Genomic DNA, 17,851 nt, shown 5'->3' on the forward strand with positions numbered 1-17,851 from the left:
ACCGGGTGGTGCGCTATTTGCGCGCACCGTGTCGCCGATCTTCGGAGCCGTTGCGCGACGCCGCCGTGCCGTGAGCAGGCGGCGGCGTCCAGCCGCGGTGTCAGTTCGCGCGCCGTCCCGTCACCGGATCGAAGAAGTGCAGATGTCGTGCGGGCAGCGCGAGCTGCAGCGTCTCGCCTGCCGCCGGACGATGAGCGTGCGGCAGTCGCGCGGTCACGTCGTGCTTGCCCCAGCGGCCGTGGGCGAGATTGTCCGCGCCGAGAATCTCGCAGGAATCGACGGTGAGCGTCGCATCGGCCGTGCCGGGGCTCAGATGCTCGGGGCGAATGCCGAGCGTCCATTCGCGGCCCGTCGCGACTTCGCGGCCGATCGACGGCACGCCCGCGAGCGGCAGCTTCGGGCCGTTGCCGGCGACGTCGAAGGTCGAGCCGTCGTCCGAAACCCGGCCTTCGAGCAGGTTCATCCCCGGCGAGCCGATGAAGCTCGCGACGAACACCGTCGCCGGCCGCTCGTAGACTTCGGTGGGCGCGCCGATCTGCTCGGCGTGGCCCTTGTTCATCACGATCACGCGTTGCGCCAGCGTCATCGCTTCGATCTGGTCGTGCGTGACGTACAGGCTCGTGGTCTTAAGGCGCGCATGCAGGCGCTGGATTTCGAGGCGCATCTGCACGCGCAGACGCGCGTCGAGATTCGACAGCGGTTCGTCGAACAGAAACACCGCCGGTTCGCGCACGATCGCGCGGCCCATCGCGACGCGCTGGCGCTGTCCGCCCGACAGTTCGCGCGGCTTGCGCTGCAGCAGCGCGCCGAGTTCGAGAATCTGCGCGGCGGCTTCGACGCGTTTCGCGATCTGCGCGCGATCGACGCCCGCGATCTTCAGCGCGTAACCCATGTTCTCGGCCACGCTCATATGCGGATACAGCGCGTAGTTCTGGAACACCATCGCGATGTTGCGATCCTTCGGCTCCAGGTCGTTGACGACCTTGCCGGCGATCGAGATGCTGCCGTCGGAGATGCGCTCGAGGCCGGCGACCATCCGCAGCAACGTCGATTTGCCGCAGCCGGACGGGCCGACCATCACGACGAATTCGCCGGCGGCGACGTCGACGTCGATGCCGTGCAATACGAACTGTTTGCCGTCGTAGGTTTTCTTAACGTTTTGCAGAGTCAGTGCAGCCATGCGGTTCTAGCCTTTGATTTTGAGTGCTTGTCGCAGTCCGCCATACCGGATCACTTTTCCGAGTCCACGAGGCCGCGCACGAACCAGCGCTGCATCGTCAGCACCACGGCGAGCGGCGGCAGCATCGCGAGCAGCGTGGCCGTCATCACCAGATGCCATTCGGTCGCGGTATCGCCCGAGGCGATCATCCCCCTGATGCCGATCACCGCGGTGGTCAGCGACTGCTGGCTCGTGATCAGGATCGGCCACAGATACTGGTTCCAGCCGTAGATGAACGTGATCACGAAGAGCGCCGCCATCGTGGTGCGCGATAGCGGCAGCACGACGTCCCAGAAGAAACGCAGCGCGCCCGCGCCGTCGATGCGCGCGGCTTCCATCAATTCGTCCGGCAGCGTTTTGAAGAACTGCCGGAACAGGAACGTCGCGGTCGCCGACGCGATCAGCGGCAGCGTCAAACCGGTGTACGTATTGCTCAGATGCATCGACGACACCACCTGCACGGTCGGAAAAATCCGCACTTCGACCGGCAGCATCAGCGTGATGAAAATCAGCCAGAACGCGGCCGTGCGAAACGGAAAGCGGAAGTAGACGATCGCGTACGCGGAGATCATCGACACGGCGATCTTGCCCACCGCAATCACGAGCGCCATCACGAGGCTGTTGAGCAGCATGCGGTTGAACGGCGCCGCCGCGTTGCCGGTGCCCTGCGTCCAGATCGTGACGATGTTTTCGAACAGGTGCGTGCTCGGCACGAGCGACAGCGGCACTGTGAACACCTCGTGCTCGCTCATCGTCGCCGCGCAGAACGCGACGTACACCGGAAACACCACCAGCGCGACGCCGATGATCAGCACCGCGTGACAGAACAGGTCGAAACCGCGTCGGTTCTCGATCATGAGTATTGAACCCTGCGTTCGATGAAGCGGAATTGCACGACGGTCAGCGCGACGACGATGATCATCAGCACGACCGACTGCGCGCCCGAGCTGCCGATGTCGAGCCCCTGGAAGCCTTCGGCGAAGATCTTGTAGATCAGTGTGCGGGTCGCCTGGCCTGGTCCGCCGCCGGTCGCCGCGTCGATCACGGGGAAGGTGTCGAAGAACGCGTAGGTGATGTTGATCACCAGCAGAAAGAACGTGGTCGGCGACAGCAGCGGCAGCGCGATGCCGAAGAAGCGCCGCACCGGACCGGCGCCGTCGATCGCGGCCGCCTCGATCAGCGAGCGCGGAATCGCCTGCAGCCCCGCGTAGAAAAACAGGAAGTTATAGCTGATCTGCTGCCAGACCGACGCGAGCACGACGAGGAACATCGCCTGACCGGGGTTCAGCGCGTGATTCCACACGACGCCGTATTTCGCGAGCGCGTACGTGACGAGGCCGATGCTCGGGTTGAACAGGAACGACCACAGCACCGCGGCGATCGCGGGCGCGACCGCGTACGGCCAGATCAGCAGCGTTTGATAGGCCTTCGCGCCGCGCGTCACGCGGTCCGCACAGACCGCCAGCAACAGCGAGATCACGAGGCCCGACACGGTGACGAGCGTGCAAAACACGATCGTCGTGTTGAACGACGCGAGATATAAAGGATCGGCAAACAGCTGCTTGAAGTTCGCGAGTCCGACGAACTCGCTCGACGTGCCGAACGCGTCCTGAGTTTGCGTCGATTGCCAGAGCGCGACGCCGGCCGGCCACAGGAAGAACACCAGCGTGATGATCAGCTGCGGCGCGACGAGCAGGTAGGGCAGCGCGCTGGTGCCGAAGTAAGAGCGCTTATCCATCGGGGTTCTCGAGATGTGTTGCAACGACTTCGGGTTCCGGCGCAAGAACGCCGGAACCCTGCCAGAGGGCGATGCTTAGCTACCGGCCTTTTCGAAGCGGCGCAGCAGTTCGTCGCCGCGCGAGACGGACGAATCGAGCGCCTGTTGCGGCGTCTTCTTCTCCGCCCACACCTGCTCGAGTTCTTCGTCGATCACGGTGCGAATCTGCGGCATGTTGCCCAGACGCAGACCCTTCGTGTACGGCAGCGGCGGCTTGTTCAGCATCTGGCGGATCGCGGTGTCGCTGCCCGGGTTCTTGTCGTAGAACCCCTGCTGGCGCGTCAGATCATATGCGGCGGTCGTGATCGGCAGATAGCCGGTGTCCTGATGCCACTTCGCGGCGACCGGCGGCGTGGCCAGATACGCGAGGAACTTTGCGACGCCCTTGTAGACGGCCGGGTCCTTGCCCGACAGCACCCACAGGCTCGCTCCGCCGATGATCGCGTTCTGCGGCGCGCCCTTCACGCTGTCGTCGTACGGCATCATGCCGGTGGCGAAGCTGAACTTCGCGTATTTCTTGATCGTCGCGAGCGAACCCGACGAGTTCGTGATGATGCCGCAGTCGCCGCTATAGAACTTCGACATCGCCTCGTCCTTGCGGCCGACGTAGGTGAACGTGCCGTCCTTCGCCATGCCCTGCAGGAACTGGATGTGCGCGACCTGAAGCGGCTTGTTGAATTCGACCTGCGCGTCCATGCCGTCGAAGCCGTTGTTACGCGACGCGAACGGCGCCGCATGCCACGCGCTGTAGTTCTCGAGCTGAATCCAGCTCTGCCAGCCCGACGAATAGCCGCACGACATGCCCGAGGCCTTCAGCTTCTGCGCATCGGCGTGCAACTCGGCCCAGGTCTTCGGCGGCTGGTTCGGATCGAGGCCGGCCTTCTTGAACGCATCCTTGTTGTAGTACAGCACCGGCGTCGAGCTGTTGAACGGCATCGAGATCAGCTCACCGGTCTTCGAGTCGCTGTAATAGCTGGCGATGGTCGGCACGAAGGCCTTCTGATCGAGCGGCACGCCCGCGTCCTTGAAGACCTGCGTGACCGGGACGATGGCTTTCTTCGCCTGCATCATCGTTGCGGTGCCGACTTCGTAGACCTGCAGGATCGCCGGCGCGTTGCCGCTGCGATAGGCGGCGATGCCGGCGGCGAGGGTCTGGTCGTAGGTGCCCTTGAACACGGGCACGATCTTGTAGTCGCTCTGCGATTTGTTGAAGTCGTTCGCGATGTCGTTCAGACGTTCGCCCAGTGCGGCTTCCATCGCATGCCAGAACTGGATTTCGGTCGCGGCGTGAGCCGCCTGGCTGATGCCGATGCTCAATACAGCGGCGACGGAAAGTGAGCGGAACAGCGGCTTGTAATTCATCGATTTATCTCCTGTTCATAAGGGCGCGGACGCGAATCGCGCGATTCTATTTGTGTTCGATGACATTCCGGCGTCGGTGGCCGGGTGGCGCGGTCCGTGGATGACGGCGCGCCGGAAGCCGAAATTTAGCATCGGCTGTCATGGAAAGGAAATAAATGGGACTCTATTCGGGAAGTTCGTCGGCGATCCGGCTCATTGCATGGGGCCGCATAAATGTGTTTGCGCGACCATTACCACTTTTGACATTCGCCCGTCTGCAAATGCCGTAAGCTCGGTAACGCGATCTGATACTGAGGTGTTTAACATGACTTGGACGCAGGCGGTCCGATCCGTATAACAGAAACCTTCGGCCGGAATGCCTTCTTCATGCATGGCGACAGCAAGAGTCATCCAGGTAGCGCGTCGAACGGATGCATCGTTATTTCGAACCGCGCCGTCCGCGAGCGAATCTGGTTAAGCGGTGACCACCAGCTTCGGGTAGAACGATGAAGAAACTCCTTGCACTCCTGATCTTGGTGTGTGCGTCAGCAGCGGTGGGGGCCGTGCAAAGCAACACGCCCGCCGAGGTATCAGCGGCGATTGGCCGGCAAGGGGCGAGCGCGTTTTTCAGGTCGTTGGACGAAGCGGCTGTCGATAGGCTTTTCGGGCAGATCGGGACAGGCCGCGCAGATTGGGTCGCACTTGCGCCCAAACTGGCTGTCGGGGCCGACGGTGCCAACGCGGAAGGGTTGGGAATCGCTCTTGCCTATGCGTTGCCGAGGAATCCCGCGGCCGTCTTGAAGGTCGTAGACCCGCTCGAGGGCGATGGCCACATTCTGGCGATATCACGTGTGTGCGGCATTCCGTTTATTGACGATGCGCCGAAAAACTACAAGGCCAAAGCATTGCACGCTGTCTCGGCGATCACCACTGCAAATCCGCGCATCAAGGCCCGTTGTCTCGACGCACTGCGCAAACCGTAGCGCGCAAACAAAAAAGCCCGCAACCCCTGAGGGTTCGCGGGCCTTACCCGGGCAGCGCAGTGTGCGCCGCTTCGCTCTTACACGTTGAACAGGAAGTTCATCACGTCGCCATCGTGCACGACGTACTCCTTGCCTTCCGCGCGCATCTTGCCGGCTTCCTTCGCGCCTTGTTCACCCTTGTAGGTGATGTAGTCGGCGAAGCTGATCGTCTGCGCGCGGATGAAGCCGCGCTCGAAGTCCGTGTGGATCGCGCCGGCCGCCTTCGGCGCCGTATCGCCGATGTGGATCGTCCACGCGCGCACTTCCTTCACGCCGGCCGTGAAGTAGGTGTGCAGGCCGAGCAGTTTGTAGCCCGCCCGGATCACGCGGTTCAGGCCCGGCTCTTCCATGCCCATGTCGGCGAGGAATACTTCCATGTCGGCTTCGTCGAGGTCGGCGATGTCCGCTTCGACCGCCGCGCACACGGCCACGACCGGCGAGCCTTCCGCGGCCGCGAACTTCGTGACCGCGTCGAGGTGCGGATTGTTCTCGAAGCCGTTTTCCTTCACGTTGGCGACATACATGGTCGGCTTCGCGGTGATCAGGCAGAAAGGCTTGAGCGTGGCCTTTTCTTCATCGCTCAGATCGAGCGCGCGGACCGGCTTCGCCTGGTTGAGTTGCGCGCGGACCTTCTCCAGCACCGCCACGTTCTTCACGGCTTCCTTGTCGTTGCCGGACTTGGCCGCCTTGGAGTAGCGCGCGAGCGCCTTTTCGACGGTGCCGAGGTCGGCAAGCGCGAGTTCGGTGTTGATCACCTCGATGTCCGACAGCGGATCGACCTTGTTCGCGACGTGAATCACGTTGTCGTCCTCGAAGCAGCGCACGACGTGTGTGATCGCATCGGTTTCGCGGATGTTCGCGAGGAACTGGTTGCCGAGGCCTTCGCCCTTGCTCGCGCCGGCCACCAGACCCGCGATGTCGACGAACTCGACCACCGCCGGCAGGATGCGTTCCGGCTTGACGATTTCGGCAAGCGCCTTCAGACGGGTGTCCGGCACCTCGACGATGCCGACGTTCGGCTCGATCGTGCAGAACGGATAGTTCTCAGCGGAGATGCCCGCCTTCGTGAGTGCGTTGAACAGGGTGGACTTGCCGACGTTAGGCAGGCCGACGATGCCGCATTGGAGGCTCATGGAAATCCTTCAGTGAATCAGTAGGTTGCGTGATGCGCTCGACGCTGCGCGCGAATTCGGAAAGCCTTCGCGTTAGAAGGGGCGCGGCAGGCTCAGCGGAGCGGACAAGTCACCGAATCGGGGCGTTGGCTCGACGATTGAGTGCGAGTTTTCACGGAAAGCGCAATTGTAACCCGTTCGCCCGCGCGGACCGGGCGGCGCATTCGCGCATCGCCACGGTAGAATCGTCAGTTCAAAGCCGGCAGAGCCCCATTTCCGGAGGACCAGCGTGCGAATGATGAGATGGGTCGGAATTGGCGTCGCCGCCGCGATCGTGGTAGGCGTGGTCGCGGCATGGGTCGCGCCGGATTTCGACGAAGCCCAGGCAACCACGGACCGTCAGACGATCGACTGTTTGTCGACCCACCTGTCGCACGCAGATCGCGCCGACATCGCACGGTTCGCTGACAAGAACGACTACGACTCGTTGTGGAGCGTGTTCGACCGCGTGTTCCCCGACTGCGCGGTGCGCAGCGATCAGCGCGATCGCAAGGCCGAGCTCGAGGCGGCCGCATGGCGCAACCTCTCGTCTGATCGCGATTTCATGCGCATGCGCGAGGCGAACGCGGCGCTCGCGGCGAGCGCCGCGACGCGTTAGCACGACCCATCAGGGGCCCGCGCATGGAGCCCAAATGCCCGCGCCCGTCGATCCGTCCCCCGCACCCCCCGCGGCTATAATGCGCGCATGAACGCACACCACCAGACCTTTGATGCCGCCGTGATCGGCGGCGGGCTCGTCGGCAAGACCGCGGCGCTCGCGCTCACGCAAGCCGGACTGCGCGTCGCACTGCTCGCGCAGCCTTGCGCGGCGCTGCCGGCGGGTGCTGCCTTCGACTCGCGCGTCTATGCGTTGTCGTCGAGTTCGCAGGACTTGCTCGAACGGCTGCGGGTCTGGCAGGCGCTCGATCACTCACGGCTCGGTCCCGTCTACGACATGCGCGTCTACGGCGACGCCCACGCCGAACTGCATTTCTCCGCGTTTCAGGCATCGGTGCCGCAGCTTGCGTGGATCGTCGAGTCGTCGGTGATCGAGCGTGCGCTCGATGCCGCGCTGCGCTTCCAGCCGAACCTCACATGGATCGACACGCGCGCGCAGGCACTCGATTTCTCCGTCGTCAGCGCGAGCGTCGGCCTCGCGAACGGCAACGTGCTCGAAGCGGACCTCGTAGTCGGCGCGGACGGAGCGCACTCGTGGGTGCGCGCCCAGATCGGCTCGAAGATGGTGCGCCGCGACTATCGGCAGATCGGCGTGGTCGCCAATTTCAAGGCTGCGAAGCCGCACGGCGAAACCGCGTACCAGTGGTTCCGCGACGGCGAGATCATCGCGTTGCTGCCGATGCCGGACGGCCACCTGTCGCTGGTCTGGTCGGCCCGCACCGAACACGCCGAGCAATTGCTCGCGCTCGATCCCGAGCGGCTCGCCGCCGAAGTCGAGCACGTGAGCGGTGAACAGTTCGGCGCGCTCGAGTGTGTCACGCCCGCGCAGGGCTTCCCGCTCGCGCTGCAAACCGTCGACCGGCTGGTCGCGCCGCGTGTCGCGCTGGTCGGTGATGCCGCGCATCTGATCCACCCGCTGGCGGGGCAGGGCATGAACCTCGGCTTGCGCGACGTCGCCGCGCTCGCGAGCACGATCGGTGGCAAGGAGTCGTTTCGCGATCTCGGCGACATGGTGCTGCTGCGTCGCTACGAACGCGCGCGCCGCGAAGACATCCGCGCGCTGATGATCGCCACCGACGGCCTGCAGAAACTGTTTTCGGTGTCCGGTCCGCTCGCGCGCGCCGTGCGCAATACCGGCATGGCGTTCGTCGGCGCGCAGCCATTCATCAAGCGCTGGCTCGTGTCGGCCGCGCTGGGGTAAACCGCAACGAGGCGTCGCGCGGATAGCCGATGGCCGGTCGCGGGCGCCCGGGACAGGTATCATGACCGGATCGACGCGCTGCGATCCGCCCCTATCCGGCCCTTATCCGAACCCGATCGAACCTGATCGAGCCTGATCGAACCGATAGGCGGCCAACGCGCGCGGCCGGAACGTAACGAACGCGCAGGTGCGCGAATGACCCCCAGGACTCCAGCATGAAAAAGACTTTCCGCATCGCCGCCGCCGCCCTCGCGATCGCTGCCGTCACGCTCGGCTGCTCGGCGCAGGCCGACCAGACCACCGACAAGCTCAAAGCCACCCTGCAAAACCGTCTGTCCGACGTGACGATCAAGGGCGTGTCGAAGACGCCGATCGCGGGCCTGTACGAAGTGAACCTCGGCACGCAGATCATTTACAGCGATGCGAGCGGCGACTACCTGATGCTCGGCGACATGGTGGACTCGAAGACGCGCAAGAATCTGACCGAGGCACGCCTGTCGGAAACCAACCGCATCGACTTCGCGACCCTGCCGTTCGGCGACGCGGTGAAGGTCGTGCGCGGCAACGGCGCGCGCAAGATCGCGGTGTTCTCCGATCCGAACTGCCCGTACTGCAAGCAGCTCGAAAAAACGCTGCAGTCGATCGATAACGTGACGGTCTACACCTTCCTGTACCCGGTGCTGTCGCCGGATTCGACGGCCAAGTCGAAGTCGATCTGGTGCTCGGCCGATCGCGCGAAGGCGTGGGAATCGTGGATGCAGGACCGTCAGGCGCCGACCGCCGCCGCCACCTGCGACACCGCCGCGATCGACAAGAACCTCGCGCTCGGCCGTTCGATGAACGTCGAGGGCACGCCGACTGTGTTCCTCGCCGACGGCCGCCGACTGCCGGGCGCCGTGCCGGCCGACCGGCTCGACAAGGAACTGTCGGCGGTGCACTGAGCCGCGCGCTGCACGCAGCACCCCGCACGCCTCAGGCGCGCAACAGATGCAACGTTCAAACGAAAGGAGGCGCACGCAGCGCCTCCTTTCGCATCGAGCCCCGAACTTCTTCGTCTCACTCTCCTGACACTCCCAAACGCCGCCGATGAAGCCGATCCGCTACACCATCGTTCCGAGTAGCCCTGCCGCCCACCTGTTCGAAGTCACCGTGACCGTCGCCGATCCCGATCCGGCCGGCCAGCGTTTCATGCTGCCGGTGTGGATTCCGGGCAGCTACATGGTGCGCGAGTTCGCGCGCAACATCGTGACGCTGCGCGCGGTCAACGACGCGGGCCGCAAGGTGCGCGTCGAGAAGGTCGATAAGCACACGTGGCAGGCCGCGCCGGTCAAGGGAGCGTTGACGCTGCGCTACGAGGTGTACGCATGGGACATGTCGGTGCGCGCCGCGCATCTGGACGCCACCATCGGCTTTTTCAACGGCACGAGCGTGTTCCTGTCGCCGCTCGGCCACGAAGACGCGCAGTGCGTGGTCGATATCCAGAAGCCGCAGGGCGCCGCGTATCGCGACTGGCGCGTCGCGACCGCGCTGCCGGAAGCGCGCGGCACCCGGCGCTACGGCTTCGGCGAGTACCGCGCGCAGAACTATGACGAGCTGGTCGACCATCCGGTGACGCTCGGCGAGTTCGCGCTCGCGACGTTCAAGTCGCACGGCGTACCGCACGACGTCGTGATCGGCGGCCGAGTGATCGGGCTCGACATGGAGCGGTTGTGCCGCGACCTGAAGCGCATCTGCGAGGCGCAGATCGCACTGTTCGAACCGAAATCGAAGAAGGCGCCGGTCGAGCGCTACGTGTTCATGACGCAGGCCGTCACCGACGGTTACGGCGGTCTCGAGCATCGCGCGTCGACCGCGCTGATCTGCAATCGCACCGATCTGCCGGTGCAGGGCCGCGATGCGATGAGCGAGGGCTACCGGACTTATCTCGGTCTGTGCAGCCACGAGTATTTCCACACGTGGAACGTGAAGCGGATCAAGCCGGCCGTGTTCGCGCCGTATGATCTCGGCGTCGAAAACTACACGTCGCTGCTGTGGCTGTTCGAGGGCTTCACGTCGTATTACGACGACCTGATTCTCGTGCGCAGCGGCGTGATCTCGCAGGACGACTATTTCGGCCTGCTCGGCAAGGTGATCGGCGGCGTGCAGCGCGGCAGCGGGCGCCTGAAGCAGAGCGTCGCCGAAAGCTCGTTCGACGCATGGGTCAAGTACTACCGGCAGGACGAGAACGCGCCGAACGCGATCGTCAGCTATTACACGAAGGGCTCGCTGATCGCGCTCGCGTTCGATCTGACGATCCGCGCGCAAACCGGCAATCAGAAATCGCTCGACGACGTGATGCGTCTGCTGTGGAAGCGCTTTGGCCGTGATTTTTATCGCGGCAAGCCGGTCGGCGTCGACGAAAGCGAGATCGAGGCGATTTTTGCGGAAGCGAGCGGCGCGGAACTTGCCGAACTGTTCGCCGAGGGCGTGCGCGGCACGCGCGATCTGCCGCTCGACGCGTTGCTCGCGCCGTTCGGCGTGACGCTCGCGCCGGACGTCGACAAGAACGGCAAGCCGTCGCTCGGCGTGCGGCTGCGCGGCGGCGCGGACTGCGGGCTCGCGACGGTGCACGAGGGCAGCGCCGCGCAGAAAGCGGGCCTTTCCGCTGGCGACGTGCTGATCGCGCTCGATGGCCTGCGCGTGACCGGCGGGAATATCGATGCGCTGCTGGCGCGCTACCAGCCGGGCGCGAAAGTCGAGGTGCACGCGTTCCGCCGCGAGGAGCTGCGGGTCACCCAAGTGAAGCTCGACGGTCCCGAAGTGGCGCGCTACAAGCTCACGGTCAGCGATCACCGTCCCGCCGCGCGCAAAGCCCTCGAGCGCTGGCTGACGAAGTGAACGGCGTGGCGGTGGGCCGCACCGGGCGGTCCACCGATCGTCGCCCGTCTCGTCATCAATCGGCGGAGGAGGGCGGTGGATTGTTCTACCCATGCAACAATCCGTCGCCGCCAGACGGCTTTTTCGCCGCTCGGTAAAAAAACACAATGGCTCCACTCGCGCAACACTGCGCGCCCCCTACTGGAGTCAACCATGACCACGATCCTGCAAATCAACTCGGCAGCCCGTTCGCAAGGCGCGAACTCGACGCTTCTCGTCAACGAACTGACCGAAAAGCTGCAACAGTCGAATCCGGGCGCGCAAGTCGTCGTCCGTAACCTGCAAGCCGAACCGCTGCCGCACCTCGACGACGCCGTGCTCGGCGCGTTTTTCACGCCGGCCGAGCAGCGCACGCCGGAACAGGCCGAGATCGCCGCGCGCAGCGAAGCGCTGATCGCCGAACTGCAAGCCGCCGACGTCATCGTGATCGGCGCGCCGATGTACAACTTTGGCATCTCGTCGCAACTGAAGACGTACTTCGACTTCATCGCGCGTGCGGGCATCACGTTCCGCTACACCGCGAACGGCCCGGAAGGCCTCGTGACGGGCAAGAAGGTCCACGTCGTGTCGGCGCGCGGCGGCAAGTATCTGGGCACGCCGAACGATAGCCAGACGCCCTATCTGAAGAGCTTCCTCGGCTTCCTCGGCATGACCGACGTGAACTTCATCTACGCCGAAGGCCTGAACATGGGCCCGGACGCCGCGACCGCCGCGCTGAGCTCGGCACGCGAAGCGATCGCCGCGGTTTAAGCGGCTTCGTCGTGCCGCATTGCGCCGCTTCGATGCGGCGCAAGCGGTGAAATAAAAAACGCCACGGATGGGTTCACCCTCCGTGGCGTTTTCGCTTCGTATCGACATCTTCCGACGGCGACGCCGTCACGCAAGCATTTGCGCGTCGTCCGGCAGACGCCAGTCGATCGGCTCGCGGCCGTGCTGCATTAGATATTCGTTCGCCTTCGCGAAATGACCGCAACCGAGAAAGCCGCGATGCGCGGACAACGGCGACGGATGCGGCGCCTCCAGCACATAGTGCGACTTGCCGCCGAGCAGCGCGCGCTTGGCCTGCGCATGCGCGCCCCACAGCATGAACACGAGATTCTGATGCCGCGTAGCCAGTTCGTGGATCAGCGTGTCCGTGCATTTTTCCCAGCCGCGTTTCGCGTGGCTCGCGGCGCTGTCGCGCTCGACGGTCAGCACCGTGTTCAGCAGCAACACGCCCTGTCTGGCCCAGCTGTCGAGGCACCCGTGCTGCGGCGTTGCGTGACCGAGACTCGCGCCGATTTCCTTGAAGATGTTGCGCAACGACGGCGGCGGCCGCACGTGCGGCGCGACCGAAAACGCGAGACCGTGCGCCTGCGGTGTGCCGCGGTCTTCGCCGTGGTACGGGTCCTGGCCGAGGATCACGACTTTCACTTCGTCGGGACTCGTCAGGCGCAGCGCGCGGAACACGTCGGCCGGATAGATGGTTTTGCCGGCAGCACGCTCGCCGTCGACGAAGCGGCACAGCGGCGCGTAGGTGTCGCTGTCGATGAAGGGTTTCAAATGCGCACGCCAAGCCGCCGGCAGCGCGGCGAATTGGGCTTCGAGCGTGGGCGGGGCAGCGGCGGTGGTGTCGGCCGAGGCTGCGGCGGGAGCTGGCGCGGCATCGTCGAACAACGACGCCTGCGGCGAACTGGAGCGGGTACGGGTAGCGGAGGTCATGGCGGGGAAGTGTCGCAGCAAACGCTGGCTAGCTCAAGGTGCGGCGAGCGAGCGCATGAGGTGCCGCGGGTTTCGTCAACCCGCGGCCATTCCGCGCCCATCCCGCGCTTACCCCGCGCGCAACCGATAGCCGCGCTGCGCCTTGCTGATGTCATCCGGCGCGAGGCCGGCAATCCGTTTGCCGAGTTCGGCGGCGAGCGTGTGAAGCGCCGCTTCGTCGCCCGACTTCAGTTCGAGTTCGATCTCCGAAATGGGCGCGCGGCGCGTTTGATCGTCGACTTCGGCGAGCACGTCGCCCTGATCGATCGCTGCCTCGATCTGAGCGCCGTCGGTATCGAGCAGCCAGAGCGTGCGGGTGAAATTGGTGTGGAACAGCTCGATCAGCGCAGGCGCGGCCTGTTTCAGAGCGTCCGCGGCGGCGGGTTCGTCGCAAGCGTTCAGCAACGAATCGATTTCGAGTTTCGCGCCGGCGACCGGCATTTCCCATTCGTGCCGGCTATGCAGGCCGTTGGTCGCCGTGCCGACCGTCTTGAAGGTCTGCAGCCAGCCGTCCGGCGTCTGGCGCAGACGCAGCGCGCTCTTCGATGACGCCAGCGTCAACTGCGGCGTGTCGAAGTAAATGTTCACGAGCTTGATCGCGCGTCCTTTCCTGCCGGCGCGCGCGGCGAACCAGTGCGTTGCCGCCTGCACCTGCGAAGCCGGCAGTGCCAGCTTGATTTCGCGTTCCATGCTCATGATGCGTGTCCTTGCTTATGCGAGCGCGTGCTCAGAAAAACATCCGCGCAAGCTCCACGCCCGGCTCGTCCGCGCGCATGAACGCCTCGCCGACGAGGAACGTATGCACGTTGCGCGCGCGCATGCGCTCGACGTCGTCGCGCGACAGGATGCCCGATTCGGTCACGACGATGCGGTCGTCGGGAATCGCGTCGAGCATGCCGAGCGTCGTGTCGAGCGAGGTCTCGAAGGTGCGCAGATTGCGGTTGTTGATGCCGATCAGCGGCGTCTTCAGCGTCAGCGCTTCCTTGAGTTCATCGCTGTCGTGCACTTCGACGAGCACCGCGAGACCGAGCGAATGCGCGAGCGCTTCGAGGTCCTGCATCTCGGCGGTTTCGAGCGCGGCGGCGATCAGCAGGATCGCGTCGGCGCCCATCGCGCGCGCTTCGACGACCTGATATGGATCGACGATGAAGTCCTTGCGGATCACCGGCAACTGGCACGCGGCGCGCGCTTGCTGCAGATAGGCGACGCTGCCCTGAAAGAACTGCACGTCGGTCAGCACGGACAGACACGCCGCGCCGTGCTTTTCATACGAACGCGCGATGTCGGCCGGCACGAAGTGCTCGCGCAGCACGCCCTTCGACGGGCTTGCCTTCTTCACTTCCGAGATCACCGCGGCGAGACCCGCCGTGTGCTCGGCGCGGATTGCGCCGACGAAGTCGCGCAGGTCGCGCGACGACGCTTCGAGCCGCAGTTCTTCGAGCGGCACGCTTTGTTCGGCCGCCCGGATTTCTTCGCGTTTGACCGCGATGATGCGGTCGAGAATGTCGCTCATAAATGTCTCGCTACGTGATTACTGCTTGAATTGCTGGGTGAAGCGCACCAGTTCGTCGACCTTCGCGCGCGCCTTGCCGCTCGCGATCGCTTCGCGCGCGAGCACGATGCCGTCCGCGATCGTGGCCGCGACGTTCGCCGAATAGAGCGCTGTGCCGGCGTTCAGCGTGACGATCTCGCGCGCGACGCCGGGCTTGTTGTCGAGCGCGTCGAGCAGCATGACCTTCGACTCGTTCGCGTCGGCCACCTTCAGCGTGCGATTCGACACCATCTGCATGCCGAAGTCCTCCGGATGAATTTCGTACTCGCGGATTTCGCCGTCGCGCAACTCGCCGACCAGCGTGGCGCCGCCGAGCGACACTTCGTCCATGCCGTCCACCCCGTACACGACGAGCACGTGCCTGGCACCGAGGCGCTGCATCACGCGTACCTGAATGCCGACGAGGTCGGGGTGGAACACGCCCATCAGCTGATTCGGGGCGCCGGCCGGATTGGTGAGCGGCCCGAGGATATTGAAGATCGTGCGGATGCCGAGTTCGCGGCGTACCGGCGCGACGTTTTTCATCGCCGGATGATGGTTCGGCGCAAACATGAAGCCCATGCCCGTTTCCGCAATCGATTCGGCGACCTGCTCCGGCTGCAGATCGATATTGACGCCGAGCGCCTCGAGCACGTCCGCGCTGCCCGACTTGCTCGATACGCCGCGATTGCCGTGCTTCGCGACCTTCGCGCCGGCCGCGGCCGATACGAACATCGTCGCGGTGGAAATGTTGAACGTGTGCGCGCCGTCGCCGCCGGTGCCGACGATGTCGACGAAGTTCGAGTTGTCCTGCACGTCGACGTGCCGGGCGAATTCACGCATCACCGTGGCGGCCGCGGTGATTTCGCCGATGGTCTCTTTTTTGACGCGCAGGCCGGTGATGATCGCCGCCGACATCACCGGTGACAGCTCACCGCGCATGATCAGGCGCATCAGGTGCAGCATTTCGTCGTGAAAAATCTCGCGGTGCTCGATGGTCCGCTGCAGGGCTTCCTGGGGCGTAATGGACATGATCTCGTCTCTCTTCTGGTCAGGCATTGCGGGAAGCCGGATGATGCGCAGCCTTGCCGCCGACGGCGAGCTTCGACTGCTTGACGAAGTTTTCGAGCAGCGCGTGGCCGTGTTCGGAGAGGATCGATTCCGGGTGGAACTGCACGCCTTCCACGGCGAGTTCCTTGTGGCGCACGCCCATGATCTCGCCGTCTTCGGTCCATGCCGATACTTCGAGGCAGTCGGGCAGCGATTCGCGTTCGATCGCGAGCGAGTGATAGCGCGTCACCGTGAAATGCTTCGGCAGGTCCGCGAATACGCCCTTGCAGTCGGTTTCGATCGTACTGACCTTGCCGTGCATGATGGTTTGCGCGCGCACGACGCGGCCGCCGAATGCCTCGCCGATCGCCTGGTGGCCGAGGCACACGCCGAGAATCGGCGTCTTGCCGGAGAATTCGCGCAGCACGTCGAGCGTGATGCCCGCGTGTTGCGGATTGCTTGGACCCGGCGACAGGCAAATGCGCTCGGGGTTCAGCCTGGCGATTTCATCGAGTGTGATTTCGTCGTTGCGGTAGGTGCGCACGTCTTCGCCGAGTTCGCCGAAGTACTGCACCAGGTTGTAGGTGAACGAGTCGTAGTTGTCGATCATGAGCAGCATGGTGTGTCTCCGGTCAGAAGTCGCTATCGAGGCCGTCCTGGACCTGCTCGGCAGCGCGCAGCACCGCGCGCGCCTTGTTCTCGGTCTCTTGCCATTCGGATTCCGGCACTGAATCGGCGACCACGCCCGCGGCCGCCTGCACATACAGATTGCCGTTCGCGATCACGCCGGTGCGGATCGTGATGGCCAGATCCATCTCGCCGGTGAACGACAGATAACCGACCGCCCCGCCGTAGAGGCCGCGCTTGATGGGTTCGAGCTCGTCGATCAGCTCCATCGCGCGGACCTTCGGCGCGCCCGACAGCGTGCCGGCCGGGAAGGTGGCGCGCAGCACGTCGAAATTGGTCATGTCGTTCTTGAGCTTGCCTTCGACCGAACTGACGATGTGCTGCACGTGCGAGTATTTTTCGATCACCATCTTGTCGGTCACGACGACCGAGCCGATCTGCGCGATGCGGCCGACGTCGTTGCGCGCGAGGTCGATCAGCATCACGTGTTCGGCGATTTCCTTCGGGTCGTTCAGCAGTTCGGTCGCGAGCGCGGCGTCGCGCTCGGGCGTGTTGCCGCGCGGACGCGTGCCAGCGAGCGGGCGGATCGTGACGATACGGTCCTCGCCGCGCTTTTCCTGGCGCACCAGGATTTCCGGCGACGCGCCGACCACGTGGAAGTCGCCGAAGTTGTAGTAATACATATACGGCGACGGATTCAGCGAGCGCAGCGCGCGATACAGCGACAGTGGATTGTCGCGGTACGGCTTGGTCAGGCGCTGGCCGACCTGCACCTGCATCAGTTCGCCGGCGGCGATGTATTCCTTGGCCTTGCGCACGGCGGCCAGGTAATCGTCTTTCGCGAACTCGCGGTAGATCTCGGTGCGCACACTAGCCGACACGACGGGCGGCTCGACGGTGACGCGCAGCCGCTGGCGCAGTTCGCGCAGACGGTGCTTCGCTTTCGTATAGGCCTCGGCTTGGGTCGGGTCCGCGTAGACCACCAGATAGAGCTTGCCCGCGAGGTTGTCGATGACGGCCACTTCCTCGGTCAGCAGCAACTGAATGTCGGGCAGGTTCAGATCGTCTTTCGGCGCGCTGTGCGCGAGCTTCTTCTCGATGTAGCGCACCGCGTCATAGCCGAAGTAGCCGGCGAGACCGCCCGTGAAGCGCGGCAGCCCCGGGCGTTGCGCGACCTTGAAGCGCGCCTGGAACTGCTGGATGAAGGCGAGCGGATCGCCGTCGTGCGTTTCGACGACCTTGCCGTCGCGCACCACTTCCGACACGCCGTTGCGCGTGCGCACGAGAGTGCGCGCCGGCAGCCCGATGAACGAATAACGCCCGAAGCGTTCGCCGCCGACCACCGATTCCAGCAGGAACGAGTTTGCGCCGTTGCGCTCGGTCTGCGCGAGCTTCAGGTACAGCGACAGCGGCGTTTCGAGGTCGGCGAGCGCTTCGGCGATCAGCGGGATGCGGTTGAAACCCTCGTTGGCGAGGGACTGGAATTCGAGTTCGGTCATGTTCCGATCCTGTACGGTGGTCCGGCGGCAGCAAGCGTCGGGCAAAGCGGGGCGAAGCGCCTCCGGTCAGGGCGTGGGTCGACGTTCTCGACACGATGA

17 protein-coding genes are annotated in these 17,851 nt (G+C 64.6%); 6 read left to right on the plus strand and 11 right to left on the minus strand.

Features of this window, described 5'->3' with window-relative positions; genetic code table 11:
• Positions 1-100 precede the first annotated feature (100 nt).
• The 4 genes from AB3X96_RS31870 to ugpB all read right to left on the minus strand — a co-directional run bounded on the left by AB3X96_RS31870 (position 101) and on the right by ugpB (position 4,358).
• Complete coding sequence (locus tag AB3X96_RS31870) at positions 101-1,180, minus strand: sn-glycerol-3-phosphate import ATP-binding protein UgpC (RefSeq protein ID WP_176381154.1); 1,080 nt, start codon at positions 1,178-1,180, stop codon at positions 101-103.
• A 50-nt stretch (positions 1,181-1,230) separates the two neighbouring features.
• Positions 1,231-2,076: a sn-glycerol-3-phosphate ABC transporter permease UgpE gene (gene ugpE, locus AB3X96_RS31875; RefSeq protein WP_368592775.1), complete on the minus strand. Its 846-nt coding sequence runs from the start codon at positions 2,074-2,076 to the stop codon at positions 1,231-1,233.
• Entirely contained in the window at positions 2,073-2,957 is an 885-nt protein-coding gene (gene ugpA, locus AB3X96_RS31880; RefSeq protein ID WP_018433769.1) for a sn-glycerol-3-phosphate ABC transporter permease UgpA, read from the minus strand. The genes ugpE and ugpA overlap by 4 nt, the downstream gene beginning before the upstream one ends.
• Before the next feature lie 75 nt (positions 2,958-3,032).
• Positions 3,033-4,358 (minus strand): sn-glycerol-3-phosphate ABC transporter substrate-binding protein UgpB, encoded by a 1,326-nt coding sequence (gene ugpB / locus AB3X96_RS31885; protein ID WP_368592776.1) that lies wholly within the window; start codon positions 4,356-4,358, stop codon positions 3,033-3,035.
• A 485-nt stretch (positions 4,359-4,843) separates the two neighbouring features.
• Here ugpB and AB3X96_RS31890 point away from each other — a divergent pair, with 485 nt between their 5' ends.
• Positions 4,844-5,320: a hypothetical protein gene (locus tag AB3X96_RS31890; protein ID WP_368592777.1), complete on the plus strand. Its 477-nt coding sequence runs from the start codon at positions 4,844-4,846 to the stop codon at positions 5,318-5,320.
• A 77-nt stretch (positions 5,321-5,397) separates the two neighbouring features.
• Here the strand turns inward: AB3X96_RS31890 and ychF are convergent, their stop codons facing one another.
• Positions 5,398-6,492 (minus strand): redox-regulated ATPase YchF, encoded by a 1,095-nt coding sequence (ychF, locus tag AB3X96_RS31895; protein WP_368592778.1) that lies wholly within the window; start codon positions 6,490-6,492, stop codon positions 5,398-5,400.
• 274 nt (positions 6,493-6,766) lie between these two features.
• Here ychF and AB3X96_RS31900 point away from each other — a divergent pair, with 274 nt between their 5' ends.
• From AB3X96_RS31900 to AB3X96_RS31920, 5 genes are all read left to right on the plus strand, one after another.
• Complete coding sequence (locus AB3X96_RS31900) at positions 6,767-7,129, plus strand: hypothetical protein (RefSeq protein ID WP_368592795.1); 363 nt, start codon at positions 6,767-6,769, stop codon at positions 7,127-7,129.
• Positions 7,130-7,216: 87 nt separating this feature from the next.
• A complete protein-coding gene (locus AB3X96_RS31905) occupies positions 7,217-8,389 on the plus strand; it encodes a UbiH/UbiF family hydroxylase (protein ID WP_368592779.1) in 1,173 nt (390 codons plus the stop codon).
• 215 nt (positions 8,390-8,604) lie between these two features.
• Positions 8,605-9,330 carry a DsbC family protein gene (locus AB3X96_RS31910; protein WP_176110212.1) on the plus strand — a complete coding sequence of 242 codons (726 nt, stop codon included), beginning with the start codon at positions 8,605-8,607 and terminating at the stop codon, positions 9,328-9,330.
• 145 nt (positions 9,331-9,475) lie between these two features.
• Positions 9,476-11,266, plus strand: a complete 1,791-nt coding sequence (locus AB3X96_RS31915; RefSeq protein ID WP_368592780.1) for a M61 family metallopeptidase — start codon at positions 9,476-9,478, stop codon at positions 11,264-11,266.
• Between the two features lie 192 nt (positions 11,267-11,458).
• Positions 11,459-12,055: an FMN-dependent NADH-azoreductase gene (locus tag AB3X96_RS31920; RefSeq protein ID WP_013090642.1), complete on the plus strand. Its 597-nt coding sequence runs from the start codon at positions 11,459-11,461 to the stop codon at positions 12,053-12,055.
• Positions 12,056-12,181: 126 nt separating this feature from the next.
• Here AB3X96_RS31920 and AB3X96_RS31925 read toward each other — a convergent pair whose 3' ends face one another.
• From AB3X96_RS31925 to trpE, 6 genes are all read right to left on the minus strand, one after another.
• Positions 12,182-13,006: a uracil-DNA glycosylase gene (locus tag AB3X96_RS31925; RefSeq protein ID WP_368592781.1), complete on the minus strand. Its 825-nt coding sequence runs from the start codon at positions 13,004-13,006 to the stop codon at positions 12,182-12,184.
• A gap of 108 nt (positions 13,007-13,114) precedes the next feature.
• On the minus strand, positions 13,115-13,741 hold the full coding sequence (locus AB3X96_RS31930; protein WP_368592782.1) for a CYTH domain-containing protein: 627 nt from the start codon (positions 13,739-13,741) through the stop codon (positions 13,115-13,117).
• Positions 13,742-13,772: 31 nt separating this feature from the next.
• A complete protein-coding gene (gene trpC / locus AB3X96_RS31935) occupies positions 13,773-14,558 on the minus strand; it encodes an indole-3-glycerol phosphate synthase TrpC (RefSeq protein ID WP_368592783.1) in 786 nt (261 codons plus the stop codon).
• A gap of 18 nt (positions 14,559-14,576) precedes the next feature.
• The gene (gene trpD / locus AB3X96_RS31940; RefSeq protein ID WP_368592784.1) at positions 14,577-15,608 is read right to left on the minus strand and encodes an anthranilate phosphoribosyltransferase; all 1,032 of its coding nucleotides are present in this window, start codon (positions 15,606-15,608) and stop codon (positions 14,577-14,579) included.
• 19 nt (positions 15,609-15,627) lie between these two features.
• On the minus strand, positions 15,628-16,245 hold the full coding sequence (locus AB3X96_RS31945) for an aminodeoxychorismate/anthranilate synthase component II (RefSeq protein WP_176110225.1): 618 nt from the start codon (positions 16,243-16,245) through the stop codon (positions 15,628-15,630).
• A 13-nt stretch (positions 16,246-16,258) separates the two neighbouring features.
• On the minus strand, positions 16,259-17,752 hold the full coding sequence (gene trpE, locus AB3X96_RS31950; RefSeq protein ID WP_176367423.1) for an anthranilate synthase component I: 1,494 nt from the start codon (positions 17,750-17,752) through the stop codon (positions 16,259-16,261).
• Between the last annotated feature and the right edge of the window lie 99 nt (positions 17,753-17,851).

This window comes from Paraburkholderia sp. BR13439, assembly GCF_040948805.1.
Taxonomy (GTDB): Bacteria; Pseudomonadota; Gammaproteobacteria; order Burkholderiales; family Burkholderiaceae; genus Paraburkholderia; species Paraburkholderia youngii.